This window comes from Rhodococcus sp. DN22 (assembly GCF_036669995.1).
Taxonomy (GTDB): domain Bacteria; phylum Actinomycetota; class Actinomycetes; order Mycobacteriales; family Mycobacteriaceae; genus Rhodococcus_F; species Rhodococcus_F erythropolis.
This window is the reverse complement of record NZ_CP133326.1, coordinates 3,681,872-3,695,622: the sequence shown is the minus strand read 5'-3', so window position 1 is coordinate 3,695,622 and position 13,751 is coordinate 3,681,872. Positions and strand designations below refer to the sequence as shown.

15 protein-coding genes are annotated in these 13,751 nt (G+C 63.2%); 4 read left to right on the top strand and 11 right to left on the bottom strand.

The window, feature by feature from the left end; translation table 11 throughout:
• Nucleotides 1–35: 35 nt before the first annotated feature.
• Complete coding sequence (locus tag RA302_RS16750) at nt 36–1,328, bottom strand: adenosylmethionine--8-amino-7-oxononanoate transaminase (protein WP_030537108.1); 1,293 nt, start codon at nt 1,326–1,328, stop codon at nt 36–38.
• A 38-nt stretch (nt 1,329–1,366) separates the two neighbouring features.
• Between RA302_RS16750 and RA302_RS16745 the strand changes: the two genes are divergently transcribed.
• From RA302_RS16745 to RA302_RS16735, 3 genes are all read left to right on the top strand, one after another.
• Nucleotides 1,367–2,512 carry an 8-amino-7-oxononanoate synthase gene (locus tag RA302_RS16745; protein WP_007733119.1) on the top strand — a complete coding sequence of 382 codons (1,146 nt, stop codon included), beginning with the start codon at nt 1,367–1,369 and terminating at the stop codon, nt 2,510–2,512.
• Complete coding sequence (gene bioD / locus RA302_RS16740) at nt 2,509–3,192, top strand: dethiobiotin synthase (RefSeq protein WP_030537106.1); 684 nt, start codon at nt 2,509–2,511, stop codon at nt 3,190–3,192. The genes RA302_RS16745 and bioD overlap by 4 nt, the downstream gene beginning before the upstream one ends.
• A 187-nt stretch (nt 3,193–3,379) precedes the next feature.
• Nucleotides 3,380–4,792 (top strand): GGDEF domain-containing protein, encoded by a 1,413-nt coding sequence (locus RA302_RS16735; protein WP_230587611.1) that lies wholly within the window; start codon nt 3,380–3,382, stop codon nt 4,790–4,792.
• Nucleotides 4,793–4,853: 61 nt separating this feature from the next.
• Here the strand turns inward: RA302_RS16735 and RA302_RS16730 are convergent, their stop codons facing one another.
• From RA302_RS16730 to RA302_RS16700, 7 genes are all read right to left on the bottom strand, one after another.
• Nucleotides 4,854–6,236, bottom strand: a complete 1,383-nt coding sequence (locus RA302_RS16730; RefSeq protein WP_003941745.1) for a tripartite tricarboxylate transporter permease — start codon at nt 6,234–6,236, stop codon at nt 4,854–4,856.
• A complete protein-coding gene (locus RA302_RS16725; protein ID WP_003941716.1) occupies nt 6,233–6,724 on the bottom strand; it encodes a hypothetical protein in 492 nt (163 codons plus the stop codon). The genes RA302_RS16730 and RA302_RS16725 overlap by 4 nt, the downstream gene beginning before the upstream one ends.
• 76 nt (nt 6,725–6,800) lie before the next feature.
• Nucleotides 6,801–7,769 (bottom strand): hydroxymethylglutaryl-CoA lyase, encoded by a 969-nt coding sequence (locus RA302_RS16720; RefSeq protein ID WP_338477322.1) that lies wholly within the window; start codon nt 7,767–7,769, stop codon nt 6,801–6,803.
• A gap of 5 nt (nt 7,770–7,774) precedes the next feature.
• Nucleotides 7,775–9,058 (bottom strand): hydroxymethylglutaryl-CoA reductase, degradative, encoded by a 1,284-nt coding sequence (locus tag RA302_RS16715; protein ID WP_070160575.1) that lies wholly within the window; start codon nt 9,056–9,058, stop codon nt 7,775–7,777.
• A gap of 112 nt (nt 9,059–9,170) precedes the next feature.
• On the bottom strand, nt 9,171–11,144 hold the full coding sequence (locus RA302_RS16710) for a helix-turn-helix domain-containing protein (RefSeq protein WP_070160586.1): 1,974 nt from the start codon (nt 11,142–11,144) through the stop codon (nt 9,171–9,173).
• A 10-nt stretch (nt 11,145–11,154) separates the two neighbouring features.
• On the bottom strand, nt 11,155–11,646 hold the full coding sequence (locus RA302_RS16705; protein ID WP_256261685.1) for a tail fiber domain-containing protein: 492 nt from the start codon (nt 11,644–11,646) through the stop codon (nt 11,155–11,157).
• 7 nt (nt 11,647–11,653) lie between these two features.
• The gene (locus RA302_RS16700) at nt 11,654–11,782 is read right to left on the bottom strand and encodes a hypothetical protein (protein WP_003941742.1); all 129 of its coding nucleotides are present in this window, start codon (nt 11,780–11,782) and stop codon (nt 11,654–11,656) included.
• 288 nt (nt 11,783–12,070) lie between these two features.
• Between RA302_RS16700 and RA302_RS16695 the strand changes: the two genes are divergently transcribed.
• Entirely contained in the window at nt 12,071–12,235 is a 165-nt protein-coding gene (locus RA302_RS16695) for a hypothetical protein (RefSeq protein WP_003941708.1), read from the top strand.
• A 5-nt stretch (nt 12,236–12,240) separates the two neighbouring features.
• Here the strand turns inward: RA302_RS16695 and RA302_RS16690 are convergent, their stop codons facing one another.
• The 3 genes from RA302_RS16690 to RA302_RS16680 all read right to left on the bottom strand — a co-directional run bounded on the left by RA302_RS16690 (nt 12,241) and on the right by RA302_RS16680 (nt 13,732).
• A complete protein-coding gene (locus RA302_RS16690; RefSeq protein ID WP_007733101.1) occupies nt 12,241–12,615 on the bottom strand; it encodes a VOC family protein in 375 nt (124 codons plus the stop codon).
• A gap of 29 nt (nt 12,616–12,644) precedes the next feature.
• The gene (locus RA302_RS16685) at nt 12,645–13,058 is read right to left on the bottom strand and encodes a VOC family protein (RefSeq protein ID WP_030537099.1); all 414 of its coding nucleotides are present in this window, start codon (nt 13,056–13,058) and stop codon (nt 12,645–12,647) included.
• Between the two features lie 101 nt (nt 13,059–13,159).
• On the bottom strand, nt 13,160–13,732 hold the full coding sequence (locus RA302_RS16680) for an XRE family transcriptional regulator (protein WP_047270126.1): 573 nt from the start codon (nt 13,730–13,732) through the stop codon (nt 13,160–13,162).
• Nucleotides 13,733–13,751 lie beyond the last annotated feature (19 nt).

Below are 13,751 nucleotides of genomic sequence, written 5' to 3'. Positions count from 1 at the left end.
GCCGATCGAATCTCGTCGACTGTCTACGGTGCCGATCACCGTTTCGCCTGGCTGCGGGCGGTTGCAAGCATTCCGGCTGTGATCTGTTCCACCTCTGCCTCCGAACACAGGTACGGAGGCATCGCGTATACGAGGTTGCGGAACGGCCGGAGCCAGACGCCGGCGTCGACGGCTGCATCGGTCGCGCTCTGCATGTCGACCGGCTGTTCGAGTTCGATCACTCCGATTCCGCCTTTGACGCGGACGTCGACGACCCCGGGAATTGTGACGGCTTCGGCGAGGCCTCGAGCGAGGCCACGTTCGAGGGTTGCGACGTCACGCCGCCAGTCCATCGCAAGCAGAAGTTCGGTCGACGCCACCGCGACGGCGCACGCGAGTGGATTGCCCATGAAGGTGGGGCCGTGCATCAGCCCGCCGCCCTCACCGGCAGTGATGGTCTCCGCGATCTCCGTGGTGCACAGCGTTGCCGCCAGACTCATGTACCCGCCGGTCAGTGCCTTGCCGACGCACATGACGTCGGGACTGACGCCGGCGTGATCGGCGGCGAACAATTCTCCGGTGCGTCCGAATCCGGTCGCGATCTCGTCGAAGACCAGGAGGACTTGGTACTTGTCGCAGAGGTTACGCAGGTCGATCAGGTACGCGGGATCGTGGAAACGCATTCCGCCGGCGCCTTGGACCACCGGTTCCACGATCACCGCTGCGAGGTCCTCGTGATGCTCGGCCAAGAGCGATTCCAACTCCTGCACGTATTCGGGGAGATAGCCCGCCGGGGGAGCCTGCGCGAAGACCTGAGGGCGCAGGACGTCGGTCCAGAGAGAATGCATGCCGCCGTCGGGATCGCAGACGCTCATGGGGGTGAAGGTGTCACCGTGGTATCCGCCGCGCCAGGTCATCAAACGATTCTTCGACGGCTTTCCGAGGCTCCGCCAGTACTGCAGGCACATCTTCACTGCGACTTCGACGGCCACCGAACCGGAGTCGGAGAGGAACACCTTGTCGAGGTGAGGTGGTGTGATGTCGACGAGCAGTCGCCCGAGGCGAGCGGCGGGTTCGTGCGTCAGTCCGCCGAACATGACATGGCTCATTTTGCCGAGCTGCCGTGCGGCGGCGGTGTCGAGCACGGGATTGCGGTAGCCGTGAATGGCGGCCCACCACGAGCTCATCCCGTCGACCAATCGGCGGCCGTCGGAGAGCGTCAGGGTAGCCCCCTGCGCAGAGTCGACGATCAGCGGACGAGTCGACGCGGGAAACGATCCGTACGGATGCCAGAGGACATCGGCATCGATGGCGGAGACGTCATGGGGATCAAGTCCGGTTGTGAGCACGGATGCACCCTAACCATTGAGTTGAACGGTGTTCAAGTATGGTCGGGAAAGTGAACACCTCGCTGAATTGGCTGACGGCCGTCGAAGCGGACCGCAGGGCCGCTGGACTGCGTCGCGAACTCCGTCCTCGCACGGTCGACTCCCCGTTGATCGACCTGGCGTCGAACGATTACCTCGGACTCGTGCGGCACCCCGATGTGATCGAGGGTGCCGCGGCGGCTCTGCGCCGTTGGGGCGCGGGCGCCACGGGCTCTCGTCTGGTCACCGGCACCACCACCGAACACGAACTGCTCGAAGTCGAACTGGCCGAGTTCGTCGGGGCGGACTCCGGACTTGTCTTCTCCTCCGGTTACACAGCCAATCTCGGCGCGGTGACGGCGCTCTCGGGTCCAGGGTCGTTGATCGTCTCCGATGCGGGATCGCATGCCTCGCTGGTGGATGCCTGCCGCCTGTCACGTGCTCGGGTCGCCGTTGCTCCGCATTCGGACGTGGGCTTTCTCGCCGACACGTTGCGCAGCAGAGTGGAAGAGCGAGCGCTGGTCGTCACCGATTCGGTCTTCAGTGCCGACGGAGACCTCGCGCCACTGCGGCAGATGCATCAGGTGTGCCGCGAGTACGGGGCGATCCTGTTGGTCGACGAGGCGCATGGCATCGGTGTGCGCGGTGCCGGTGGACGTGGACTCGTCCACGAGTCGGGCCTGGCCGGTGAACCCGACGTCGTCGTGACGGCAACACTGTCCAAGTCGCTCGCCAGCCAGGGCGGAGTTGTGCTCGGTGACAACAAGATCCGCGCGCATCTCATCGACGCGGCAAGAACGTTCATCTTCGACACCGGTCTCGCACCGGCCGCCGTAGGCGCGGCCAGGGCTGCACTCGCCGTACTCCAGCGTGAGCCGACGCGAGCGCTCGACGTCCTGGCCCGGGCATCCGAGTTGGCGGACGTCACCGGTGCTCCGTCGCCTGAATCTGCTGTCGTCTCAGTCGTTCTCGGTGATCCGCAGCGGGCGTTCGATGCCGCGTCGGCGTGCCGGGATCAGGGGTTGCATGTCGGTTGCTTCCGCCCGCCGTCGGTTCCGGAAGGAACGTCACGGCTGCGTCTGACCGCACGAGCGACGCTGTCCGCATCCGAGATGGAGCAGATCGCTCTCGTACTGCGCGAAGTATTGGCCGGAGCCCGAGCATGAGCATTTTCCTGGTGACCGGAACGTCGACCGACGTCGGAAAAACAGTGGTGACAGCCGCATTGGCATCGGTGGCCTTGCAGTCGGGAAAGTCGGTTGCAGTGCTCAAACCGGCCCAGACCGGCGTCGACGTGGACGGTGCGGGTGATCTGGCCGAGATCGAGCGTCTGACCGGCGGCGGTGCGACGCTGGTCGAGTTGGCGCGGTACCCCGAACCTTTGGCGCCGGATACTGCTGCACGTCGAAGTGGTCTCCCGTTGTTGGCGCTCGACGACGTGGTTCGGGTCGCCTCCGACCTGGACACCACCCACGACTTGACCCTGATCGAAGGCGCCGGCGGCTTGCTGGTCCGCTTGGGCGTCGACGGGTTCACCGCTCGCGATCTTGCCGCGGCTCTGGCAGCGCCAGTGGTGCTGGTGGTTGCGTCCGGCCTGGGCACGCTCAATCACACGGCACTGACCGTGGAAGCCCTACGTGCATCCGGCGTGGACTGCGCCGGGTTGGTGATCGGTTCGTGGCCGCAGGAACCGGACCTCGCCGAGAGATGCAATCGCGAGGATCTGGTCTCGGTCAGCGGTGTTCCCCTTCTCGGGGTAATGCCTGCCGGAAGTGGGGGCGCGAGTGTCCGAGAGTTTGCTCGCACCGCTTCGATCACGCTCGGTGAACTTCATTTGACCAACTGACGACGTAACATCCGATTTGTCCGCATCGATAGCCAAGGCACAGTGGGGCGCCTTGGGTTTCGACGTCCCTCGCGTACGATTCCGGTCGGTATATTTCGACGGGTGTCTTGCGGCGACCCTGCATCCGGGGCGCCTTGGTCACCGACAGTGGTTGTCGAATTGTGAGTAGGTCAGTCGAATGTAGGTGGTGAGCACGGTCGAAAAGTCGTTGTCGTCATCGGCCGTACGTCGCGCACTGCTTATCGGCGTAGTCGTCTTCGTCTCGTGCCTGGTCGGAATTCTGAGCCGTCTGCCGGGCACGCTTGCAGTCTTCTGGCCGGCCAACGCGCTGCTACTCGGGATCCTCTTTCGGTCGCCGCGTTCCGCCACACTGCTCACCTGGATCTGCGTCGTAGTCGGTTATGTCGGAGCCGACCTGATCACCGGTGGGGCATGGGAGTCCACGGTGTGGCTCAACGCGGCCAACATCGTCGGGGTTGCGAGCGGCTTCTACGGCTTTCGCTGGGTCGACAGTGAGGACCGTCGACTGACCAGTATTCAGTCCGTCGGCTATCTCGTGTCGATGACTGTCGCCGCCGCGTCGATGGCGGCGCTCGTGGGCGGTATCGCGAACCGCGTGCTGTTCGGCGGGCAGTGGTGGGACGGCTGGTTGCTCTGGTTCTCGAGTGAGTTCGTCAACTACATGACCATCGTCCCCTTGGTGCTGACATTCCCTTCGCTTCGACGAGTGGATCGAGAACCGAAAGCTGTTGCCACGCTTGTGCGTCGATCATTTGTTCCGACGGCGCTGCTGGCCGTCTGCATCATCTTGGAGTGGGTGATAGGCGGTGCCGGAGCGATCGCGTTTGCCATGCCGGCGCTGGTGACTGCAGCCTTGCTTACCAATGTATTTGTCACGTCGGTGCTCACCGCTGTGTCAACTGCCTGGACGTTGGTACTGACGGCCGACGGCCATCTCGGATTGTCCAGCGAGGGCGTCTCGCCGGTCAGCGCGTCGGTCCAGATCGGATTGTCGCTGCTGGCGGTGGCGCCGATCGCGGTGGCCTGTGTGATCCTCGAGCGTCGCCGCGCGCTCGAGGCACTCACCCAGGCCGTCACCCACGACGATCTCACCGGTGCGTTGCGCCGGGACGAATTCTTGCGGCGAGGCGGCAGCGTGACGGGTGCGACCGATCCGCGTCGCCACTCTGGACGTCCGGTCAGCGTCCTGATGATGGATCTGGATCACTTCAAGATGGTGAACGACAACCTCGGTCATCGTGCCGGCGATACAGCGTTGGTGAGTTTTGCCGATCAGGTGCGGCGGCACCTCGATGACAAGCACCTCTTCGCCCGATTGGGCGGCGAGGAGTTCGTCGTACTGATGGCCGGTGTCGATCTCGAGGGCGCGACCGAAACAGCCGAGATGATTCGACGCGCGCAAGCGGAGAATTCGTCGGCAGTATTGGGCGACTTCGGGCCGACGGTCAGCATCGGTGTCGCTTGTTCACCCCACGGCGACGCAGACCTGACGCAATTGGTCGATTGCGCTGACGAGGCGTTGTATCGAGCGAAGAAGTTGGACCGCAATCGAACCGTGGCGCTCACGGTCGGTAGCTGAAGAAATACGTGCGGACCCGCAGTTTGTTGCGGGTCCGCACGTGGTGGTGGAGTCGACCGATTCAGAACAGATTTATCAGGGCAGGAACACTGAACAGCGCTACGTAGTAACCCATGAACAGAACTCCGCCGTGAATCTTGAACAGGCGCCCGAGAAGACCACCGACCAGGCCGACCGTCACGGTGATCAGAAGCCCGAGGATGCCGCCCTCCCAGATGCTGATGACCACGACCAGTCCCGTGAACACCGCGATCACAGCTTCGTGACTGATGTGCTTGACCACCGCTGACGCAGCGCGGTACGCGTAGTTCATGGCAAAGGGGTATGCGATGACCGTTGCCGTGACCACTGCGAGCAGTCCGTAGAGCAGGAACTCCCACTGCGTCAGATACGTGGAGAGATTGTTGATCACTCCGGTTTCCTGATTGGTCTCGAACACCGGTGGAGCGTTGAACAGAGGGGCTGCGGGGCCTGCCGCGAGCGGGCTGAGCGGAAGGCCGAAAGCGACGAGTGGGATGAGGGTTTCCGCGATGTAGGTGGATTCCGTCGTACCGTTCTTCGCCGAGACCATTGTGGTCAGTCGGTGATAGCCGTTCTTGATCCGCGCACCTACCAGCTCACCCATCAGAACAGTCATGGCGACCGGGCTGAAGACGAAGGTTGCGCTCGACACCGTGGAAGCGGCGGCGGTGTAACCGATCTGCTTGCGATCGAGGACCTTCAGAGGATTGGGGAAGTATCCCTTCCATCCTTTGATGTCCGGGGCCAATGCAACGGTTTTGGGTTCACTGCGTTCCATGTCCTTACGGCTCGACGGGCCCAAGGTCAATGCGAGGTCCGCGATCAGCGGCCCGACTGCGATCGCAAGGAAGTAGCTGATGTTCAGCGACACATCGTAATTCGACGTCAACGCGCGAGCGCCGAGGATCAAGATGACGAAGGGAACGAGGGCGACAACCCCGGCCCAGCGGCCTGGTGAGGCGTAGGCGATGCCGATGGCGGCGACCAGGAACAGCCACGGTGCTATCGACTGAACGGTGTCCGCGAACGGCGCGAGGATGGTCGCGAACAAAACGGCAACCGGCACAGCGACGAACGCCGAGATCACTGCTCCCGAGATCGCCTTGCGGAGTGCGATGTGCGGGATGCCGAGTGAGCGCATCATCTGCGCTTCCGGCAAGAGTGGAATCGCCATCGTGTCGCCGGGAATGCCCAGCAGCATCGTCGGCACCGCGTGCGTCATGTGTTTGGCGATCGCACCCGAGAGGAAGAACGTGAAGACCGCCGCCGGGGGAGCGCCGAGCAGAATCACGAGCAGAGTCAGTGGTGCGATCGTGGCGGTCTCGTCCGTGCCGGAGATCAATCCGATGAACGTGAATGCGACCGCGCCGATGATGCCGAAGAGAACGGCAATCAGAATTTCGTTGGTCAGAACCGAACTCATGCGCGCCCACCGTCCTTCGGTGTGTTCGAGACCCGTGCGTGCTCGGCCTCGGCAGCGGCGAAGTGGTCGTACAGACCCAGCTCGCGAAGTTCCTGTCGGCTCTGCTCCGGAATGTCGGCGAGAGTGCCCAGACCCTGGCGCTGTTCACTCATCGTCGTGATGACACCGTCGATCGACTCCGCGTCGGCGGCGGCCAAGGCGACTATCCGCTTCGGCTTGATGAAGATTCCGCAGACCACCCCGGCGAGCAGGCAGGCCGCGATGCCGACCAGAAGGCTGTACGCCTGGGCCAACGACGGTTCGCTGACGACCCGTTCGAACAGTGCCTGGGCCGCGAGAAGGGCCGAGGCGCCGACGACACTGCCGACTGCAACGGAGATCGCGAGGTGTCGACCGTTGACGGTGTCACCCCAGACTTCGAGGTATGTCTGCTGCTCGGTCGGCTCGGTTGTGGTGGTCGGCGTCGTTGCCGGCTGCGGTGGTGACATCAGTCTTCTCCAGTGTCATGCATGGCGGGGTCGTACAGGGAGGGGCTTGCGAGATGAGGGGCTTGCGTTGCGGGTGTCAGGTGCGTGCTGCGCGGAGGGCGGTGACAACTCGGGACGGGCTCGAGTGGCCGATCTGTTCGGCCATCCAGCTGCTTGTATCGGTGAGCGAATCCAGGTCGATGCCGGTGTCGATCCCGAGGCCGTGGAGCATCCACACCAGATCCTCGGTGGCGAGATTTCCGGTCGCGCCCTTGGCATACGGGCACCGTCCGAGACCACCTGCGGAACTGTCGAATTCGGATACCCCAGCGGTCAACGACGCATAGACGTTCGACAGCGCCTGGCCGTAGGTGTCGTGAAAGTGCATGGCGATCTGCGATGTGGGGATGCCACGTTCTCGGAGGGCGCCGAGCAAAGCGAGCACATGGCCAGGTGTGCCGACGCCGATGGTGTCGCCGAGTGAGAGTGACGTGACACCGCTGTCGATCAGGGTCTTTGCGATGTCGGCGACACGCTCGACGGGCACGGAGCCTTCCCAGGGGTCGCCGAAGCACATGGAGATGTAGCCGCGGACGGGAAGTCCCAGGGCTCGGGCGGCCGTAGTGACCTCGGCAGCCGCGGCGATCGCGCCGTCCACCGTGGAATTGAGGTTGCGTTTCGCGAATTCCTTTGTGGCGCTGACGAATACTGCAACCTCGCTCGCTCCGGCGGCGACGGCCCGCTCGAGACCCTTGCGGTTCGGGACAAGAACGACCGTACGTACCGAGTCCGGCAGGTGCAGCCGACCCATCAATTCTTCCGCGCCCGCAAGTTGCGGGATCCATCGAGGTGAGACGAAACTCGTCAATTCGACAGTGCGGGAGCCGGCCGCGACCAGGCGTTCGATGAACTGGGCTTTCGTCTCGGTCGGGATCACCGCTGTTTCCGCTTGAAGTCCGTCGCGTGGCCCGACTTCGTAGATCCGGACCGAGGTCGGCAGCCCCGGCGCCGGCACTCGATGAGGCGCCGGCTTCCACACCGGTGATCCTGCAACTGTTTCGGTCATTGTCGTCAGTTTCCGCCGCGGATCTCGGCGAGAACCTTCTCGGCATGCTCGACGCGAATGCTCTTGTCCGCGATCAGGCGTGCCACCACGGCGTCGATCTCTTTCTTCTGCGCTCCGGCGGTGGCAGCGATGTTGCGGGCGTGCAGCCCCATGTGTCCGCGCTGGACACCCTCACTGGCCAGAACGCGGACCGCAGCCAGGTTCTGCGCCAGGCCGACTGCCAGGATGATGCCGGCGAGTTCCTCGGCGCTCTCGACGCCGAGCATCTTGATTGCGGCCTGCGCTACGGGGTGCACTTTGGTGGCCCCGCCGACGAGGCCGACCGGCATGGGCAGTTCGAGGGTGCCGACGATGTTTCCGTCGGCATTCTTCTCGAAATGCGAGAGCGACGAGTAGATTCCGTCGGCGTTGACTGCATGGGAGTGGCACCCGGCTTCGACTGCGCGCGTGTCATTTCCGGTCGCCAGCACCACGGCGCTGATGCCGTTCATGATGCCCTTGTTGTGCGTCGCGGCGCGGTAGGGATCCAGCTCCGCCAAGCGTGCGGCATGGATCAGGTTGTCCACAACCTCTGCGCCGCCGATCAATTCGGCGTCGAACACGGCGCGAACGCGTGTCAGCCGCAGATCGGCCTTGTTGGTGAGGATGCGCAGGACGACGTGTCCGCCGCCGATCTCGGCGACTCGATCCGCGATTGCCTCGGCCATCGTGTTGACGGCGTTGGCGCCCATGGCATCTCGTACGTCGACGTGAAGGTGAAGGACGACGTAGGTGGCCTTGTCCGAAGAAACGATGCGTACCGAAACGTCCTTCACGCCACCGCCGACGCTGACCAGTTTCGGGTCCTGTTCGTTGGCGAGTGCAATGATTTCTTCACGTGCCTCGAGGAGTCGGATACGGGCGGCTGCCGGATCCACGACGTCGACGAGTTGTATCTGGGCCTGCATGATCGGCGGGGTACTCGAGACGTGAAAGCCGCCGAGTCCGCGTGCGATGCGAGCAGCGTTGCTTGCGGCTGCGACTACCGACGGCTCCTCGGTGGCGAGCGGGATCAGGTAGTCCGTGCCGTTGACCGTGAAGTTGGTGGCCACGCCGACCGGGATGCCGATGACGCCGAGGACGTTCTCGACCATGCGATCGGCCTGGTCGATGGTAAGGCCGTCGGCGGCGTCGTAGACCGCGATGTCTGCTTCGGTCAGGTCGGTCTGGCGGACGATCTCGGCGCGTCGTGCGGCGACGTCGTAGGACCGGAAATCGGCGATGCGGCTGTTGATGGACCGGTTGTTCATAGACACGTGGGGTCGTCCTCCTGAAGTGGTTCTGTGCTCCGCTTCACAGTAGGGAGGTTGATGCCTGCCAGGCCACGTGCTCACGACACATCGATCGGTCGAAATTGTAGTGTCATGCACCATCGGTGCTGTCGGTGATGCCGCTTCCGGCCTCTTCGGTTCCCACGTCCCGAAGTTCGTCGAGCCTCGTCGCCATGGACACCCGGAAAAAGTTCTCGTCTTCGCGCCACGATTGACCGAGGAGCGTACGGATGCGGTCGAGACGCTGAACGACGGTGTTGGGGTGATAGTTGAGTGCGCGGGCAGCCTTGGTCGGGCTCCCTTCGTTGCGTACCAGGGCACGAAGGGTCGCGGTGAGATCGGTGTCCTTGTCGCGGTCGTACGCGCGTACCGGGCCGATTACTTCGTCGATGAACTGATGAAGTGATTCCGGATTTTCGCCGAACAGAACGGTGTACGGCAGATATGACGCCGTCGTGACCGCGCCGTCGGTCTTGCCCAATGCCGTGAGTAGGCGGGCCGTGCGCAGCGCCGAGGTGAAGCGCGCCGGGAGCTCTTCGGGGCGTTCCGCCGTCGTCGGCGCAATGACTACTGCGTGCGGTCCTACCGAACCGGTGATCTGACGGTGAATGACCGTCGCCGCGGCTGCCGGGTTTCCCGAGCGCGAGACCACCGCGATCAATCCGGCATGCTGCGCCGCCAACCCCGCTACCGGCAGAGACTGCCCGATTGCGCGGAGCGCGGCGGTGCGGAGTTCCGGAGCGACCGACACCACGAGGACGGTGTCCAGTTCGCCGAGGGAGATGCCGAGGTTTCGGGTCCTACGTTCGAGATCGCGCCTGCGCTCGGGCGCAGTGCTCAGCAAGTCGGCGACCAGTTCGTCACGTGCACGCCGGTCCGCTGCTGCTGCCGCCGAGTGTTGCAACACGAGGATGGCAGTGACCTGAGCTGCCCGTTCCACGGTCCGGAGTTCGACGGGGCCGATCGGCGCGTCCGAACGATTCAGCAAGATGGCCCCGAGGAACGATTCTCCGGCGGTGACGGCGCTGACGAGTTGGATCGCGGTCTCACTGTCATCGGCGACAAACGTGCATCGGCCGCTTCGGCGACTCTGGTCGATGGCCTCGGACACGGCGGGAGGAAGAGACAACGGCACCGTCGTGATCTGCTCGCCAGAGGATTTCACGAGAGGGCGTAGCTCACTGTCGACGACGACGGTGCTGCGCTCGAGCGAGCTGCTGAGAGTTCGTGCAACCTGGGCGTAGCCACCGCCGCGGAGAACGGCGTGGATCAGATCCTGGTGGACGATGTTCGATTTGTCCCGCGCGGACACGTGCTCGCGCAGCTCGTCGAGTGCTCGCCCGGTCTCGGCGGCGGATTCCTCGGCGCGGTCCAGCGCCCGTGCGGTTTGCAGGACTACCGAGGCGTGATCAGCCAGCGCAGAGAGCAGGGCGATCTGATCTGCGGTAAATCGTCGTTCCCGGCGGTCGGCGGCAAACAGGACTCCGAGGATCTGGCCGTCGGAGAGCATCGGCACGCCGAGAATCGCCACCAGACCCTCGGCGACGATCGCGGCATCGACCACTTCGTCATGGCGCGACTGCGTGTAGTCGCTGTAGTTCTGAACCCATTGGGCTGCTCGAGATTCGGCAATCGCGCTGACCAGTCCCGCGCCGGCAGGAACTTGCAGATGCTGGAGTTCCGGCGAGACCGCGCCGGCCGTCTTTCGAACATTCAGGTCACGAGTGATCACGTCGAACTCGGACAGGTACGTGACGTCGGTGCCCATGATGTCGTGTGCGCGGTTGACCAGCCTCTGCAGCAGTGTGTCCACGTCGCGAACCTGCGCGAGCTCACGTGCACTCGAATAGAGAACCGCCAATTCGTTCTCGCGACGGCGAAGTCGCCGAAATTCCGACCGACTGGCCCGGATGAGGGCCGCGGTCTCCGCGACCTCCGTTGCGCCAAAGCCGAATTCGGCAAGTACCTGTTCGACATGTTCGTCGCCGACTGAATCGGACGTCACGTCGAACAGCGCGGCAATCACGTTGGGCGCTGAGTCGGAGTCTGAATCAGGGGCGGTCACACCGAACAAACTACAGACCGGTGGATCCACCGAATTCGTCGAGCGGTGTGGATATGTGATTGTTGTTTGTTTCCAATGCATTCCGAGTCGTGCTCGTGTCTCCGGTTTCCCGTCTCAGTCTGTTCACGTCCTTCTCGAGCGCGCTGACTTCTGTCTCGAGGGCACTGATTTTGCGGTTCAACGCTTGGATGCTCGCCATGCAGACGCCGTTCGCGTCGACGGCGGAGATCCGGCGGGCGTTGGATCCCAAGCCGAAAATCGCCGCAAAGTCTTGCGCCATCGGACCCAGGTGACGGACCGACTTGTGGTCGAATCCGTAACTCCACGTACTTATTCGGAGTGCCGTCAACCGGTCGAGCACGTCCTGCGCGCTCGTCGGAACATCTACGCCGGTATGCACGCCACGTCGATGCGCGGCCCGTGCGAACACCCACTGCGCGGGGTGTCGCATCGCGGCGTTCACCCGAATACCGACCCGAGTGCCCAAAAATTCAGTGCGCACGCCCTCGTCAGGCGGTGAGTTCACGTCGTGCGGTTTTGACGGTCTTGTCGCTCAGCAGAATTCCCGCTCCTGCGCCGAGCAGTCCGAGGCCGATTCCGACAGCGGCGCTGCCGAGGCCCAAAGCAATTCCCAACATGATTCCTCCAAAAATTGTGCGGTGAATTGAGGGGCCAGGTGTCCGACGAAAGTGCTGCCGACCTGCTCCGCGCTCATCTTTCACATTGCTCCGCCGTGCGGGCGATGACAACCCGTCTGGACCGAATTTCTCGTGGAAAACACAGGCGTGCAACACTGGGTGAAGAACTGCTGAGTCATCGGCGTCTTGTCGGCGCCGTACGGGCGGCAGTAATTGAGTAGCCATCGACCGATCTCTAACGCAGGTTTATCTGCGCGCGGTAACGATGACCAGGCAAAAGGGTGGCATGTGAACGAATCGAGCAGTGGCTTGTTTTCCGACCTCAGCGCGTCGGAGCCCGTTGTCGACGCAAAAAGCGCCGAGCAACTGGCTGCCGAGCGTGAAACTGCGGCAGCAGAACGCTCCAACACCGACACCGCTGAACAGCGGCAGTCGCAGCTGTTCAGCGGTTAAGCGCGTCAGGACTCCTTGATCACCGACAGAACATTGCCGGCGGGATCGGTGAACCACGCGATGTCGGGGCCGTTGCCACGCATGATGCCTCGCTCATCCTGGGGGAATCCGTCGTATTTGAGAAACTCCACGCCACGTGCGGTCAGTTGGTCGACGGTTGTGTCGATGTCGTCGACGACGAAGTTGAGAATCGTGTAGGTCGCCGCTTCGTGATTCGGCTTCGGATAAACGAGGATCTCGGTTCCGCCGGCAAGATGTAGGCGAATCAGTCCCATGTCTCCGTCGGTTACCTTCAACCCGAGTGTTTCGCCGTAGAACTTCTTTGCAGAGTCGATGTCTGTCACCGAAAATCCGCTGAATGCTTTCGTGTCTGTAAGCATGACTATCTCCGTTCCCAGCGGTTGCCGGACTAGGTGGTTTGGGAATCCGTCATTCCGGATTCCATCTCGGCCCTGGCTTCCTCGCTGAACTCGATGATCTGAACGTAGTTTCCGTCGGGGTCGATCGCAGTGGCGAACAAACTGCCCCCGCGGTCTTCGAGTGGAGCGTGCCATTTTCCGCCGAGCGCATCGATGCGCTGTGCGATCGACCGGGCGTCGTCGGTTTCGACGTTGAGGAACATGCGACCCGGCTGGGGGTTGGTCTCGCCGACGTCGTCGCGTCTGTCGAGCATCACGTAGAAACCGTTGAAGTCGAGCACGTCGTAGCCGGGTTCGCCGGGAGTCCGGTCGACCTTCGGGGCGAACGCCTCGGCGTACCAGTCGCGCAAGCGTTCGGGGTCGGTGCTCGAGAGCAAAATGCTGCTGATGCTGGATCCGGACATGGGTCCTCCTGCTGTCGGTCGTTACTGTCGTCGGCAATCGAGGCTCTGGCCACATCACCTCCCAGATACAGACTTCCCGCAGCGGCGAAACTCATCGCGGCTCAGGTGTGTTCCGACACCAAGATCGCTGTCGTCCCGGGCTCGAGCGCCCGAAAGATGTGCTCCTCGTCGCCGGGATAAGCAAGATAGTCGCCCGGTCCGAGTTCGATCGGATTTGCAGTGGGCCCGACCTGCGCCCGTCCGGTGCCGATCACGACGTGTTCGGTGGTGCCGCGTGCATGCGGAGTCGAAATACGCGGCTCGCCCGGTTCGGCGACTATCCGATACAGATCGCGTCGTGCGTTCGGTGGGCTCGGCGCCAAGAGTGTCGCGATGTATGACGCGTTTGCCGACGCAATCGCGGGACCTTCTCCGGCTCGAATCAACTGAACGGTCTGTGCCTGAGAGTCGACGAGTTGTGAGAACGGCACACCCAATGCGTTTCCGAGTGCCCACAGAGTTTCGAGGCTCGGATTTCCGAGTCCGGATTCGAGTTGGGAGAGTGTGGACTTGGCGATATCGGCGCGCCGGGCGACCTCCGAAAGGCTCAAGCCTGCTCGGGCACGTTCGCGTTTGAGTGCGACGGCGACCAGTTTCTGAGGAGTCTCCGCTGTATCCGTTTCATTACTGGGCATCGTTCGATTCTCCGATCGA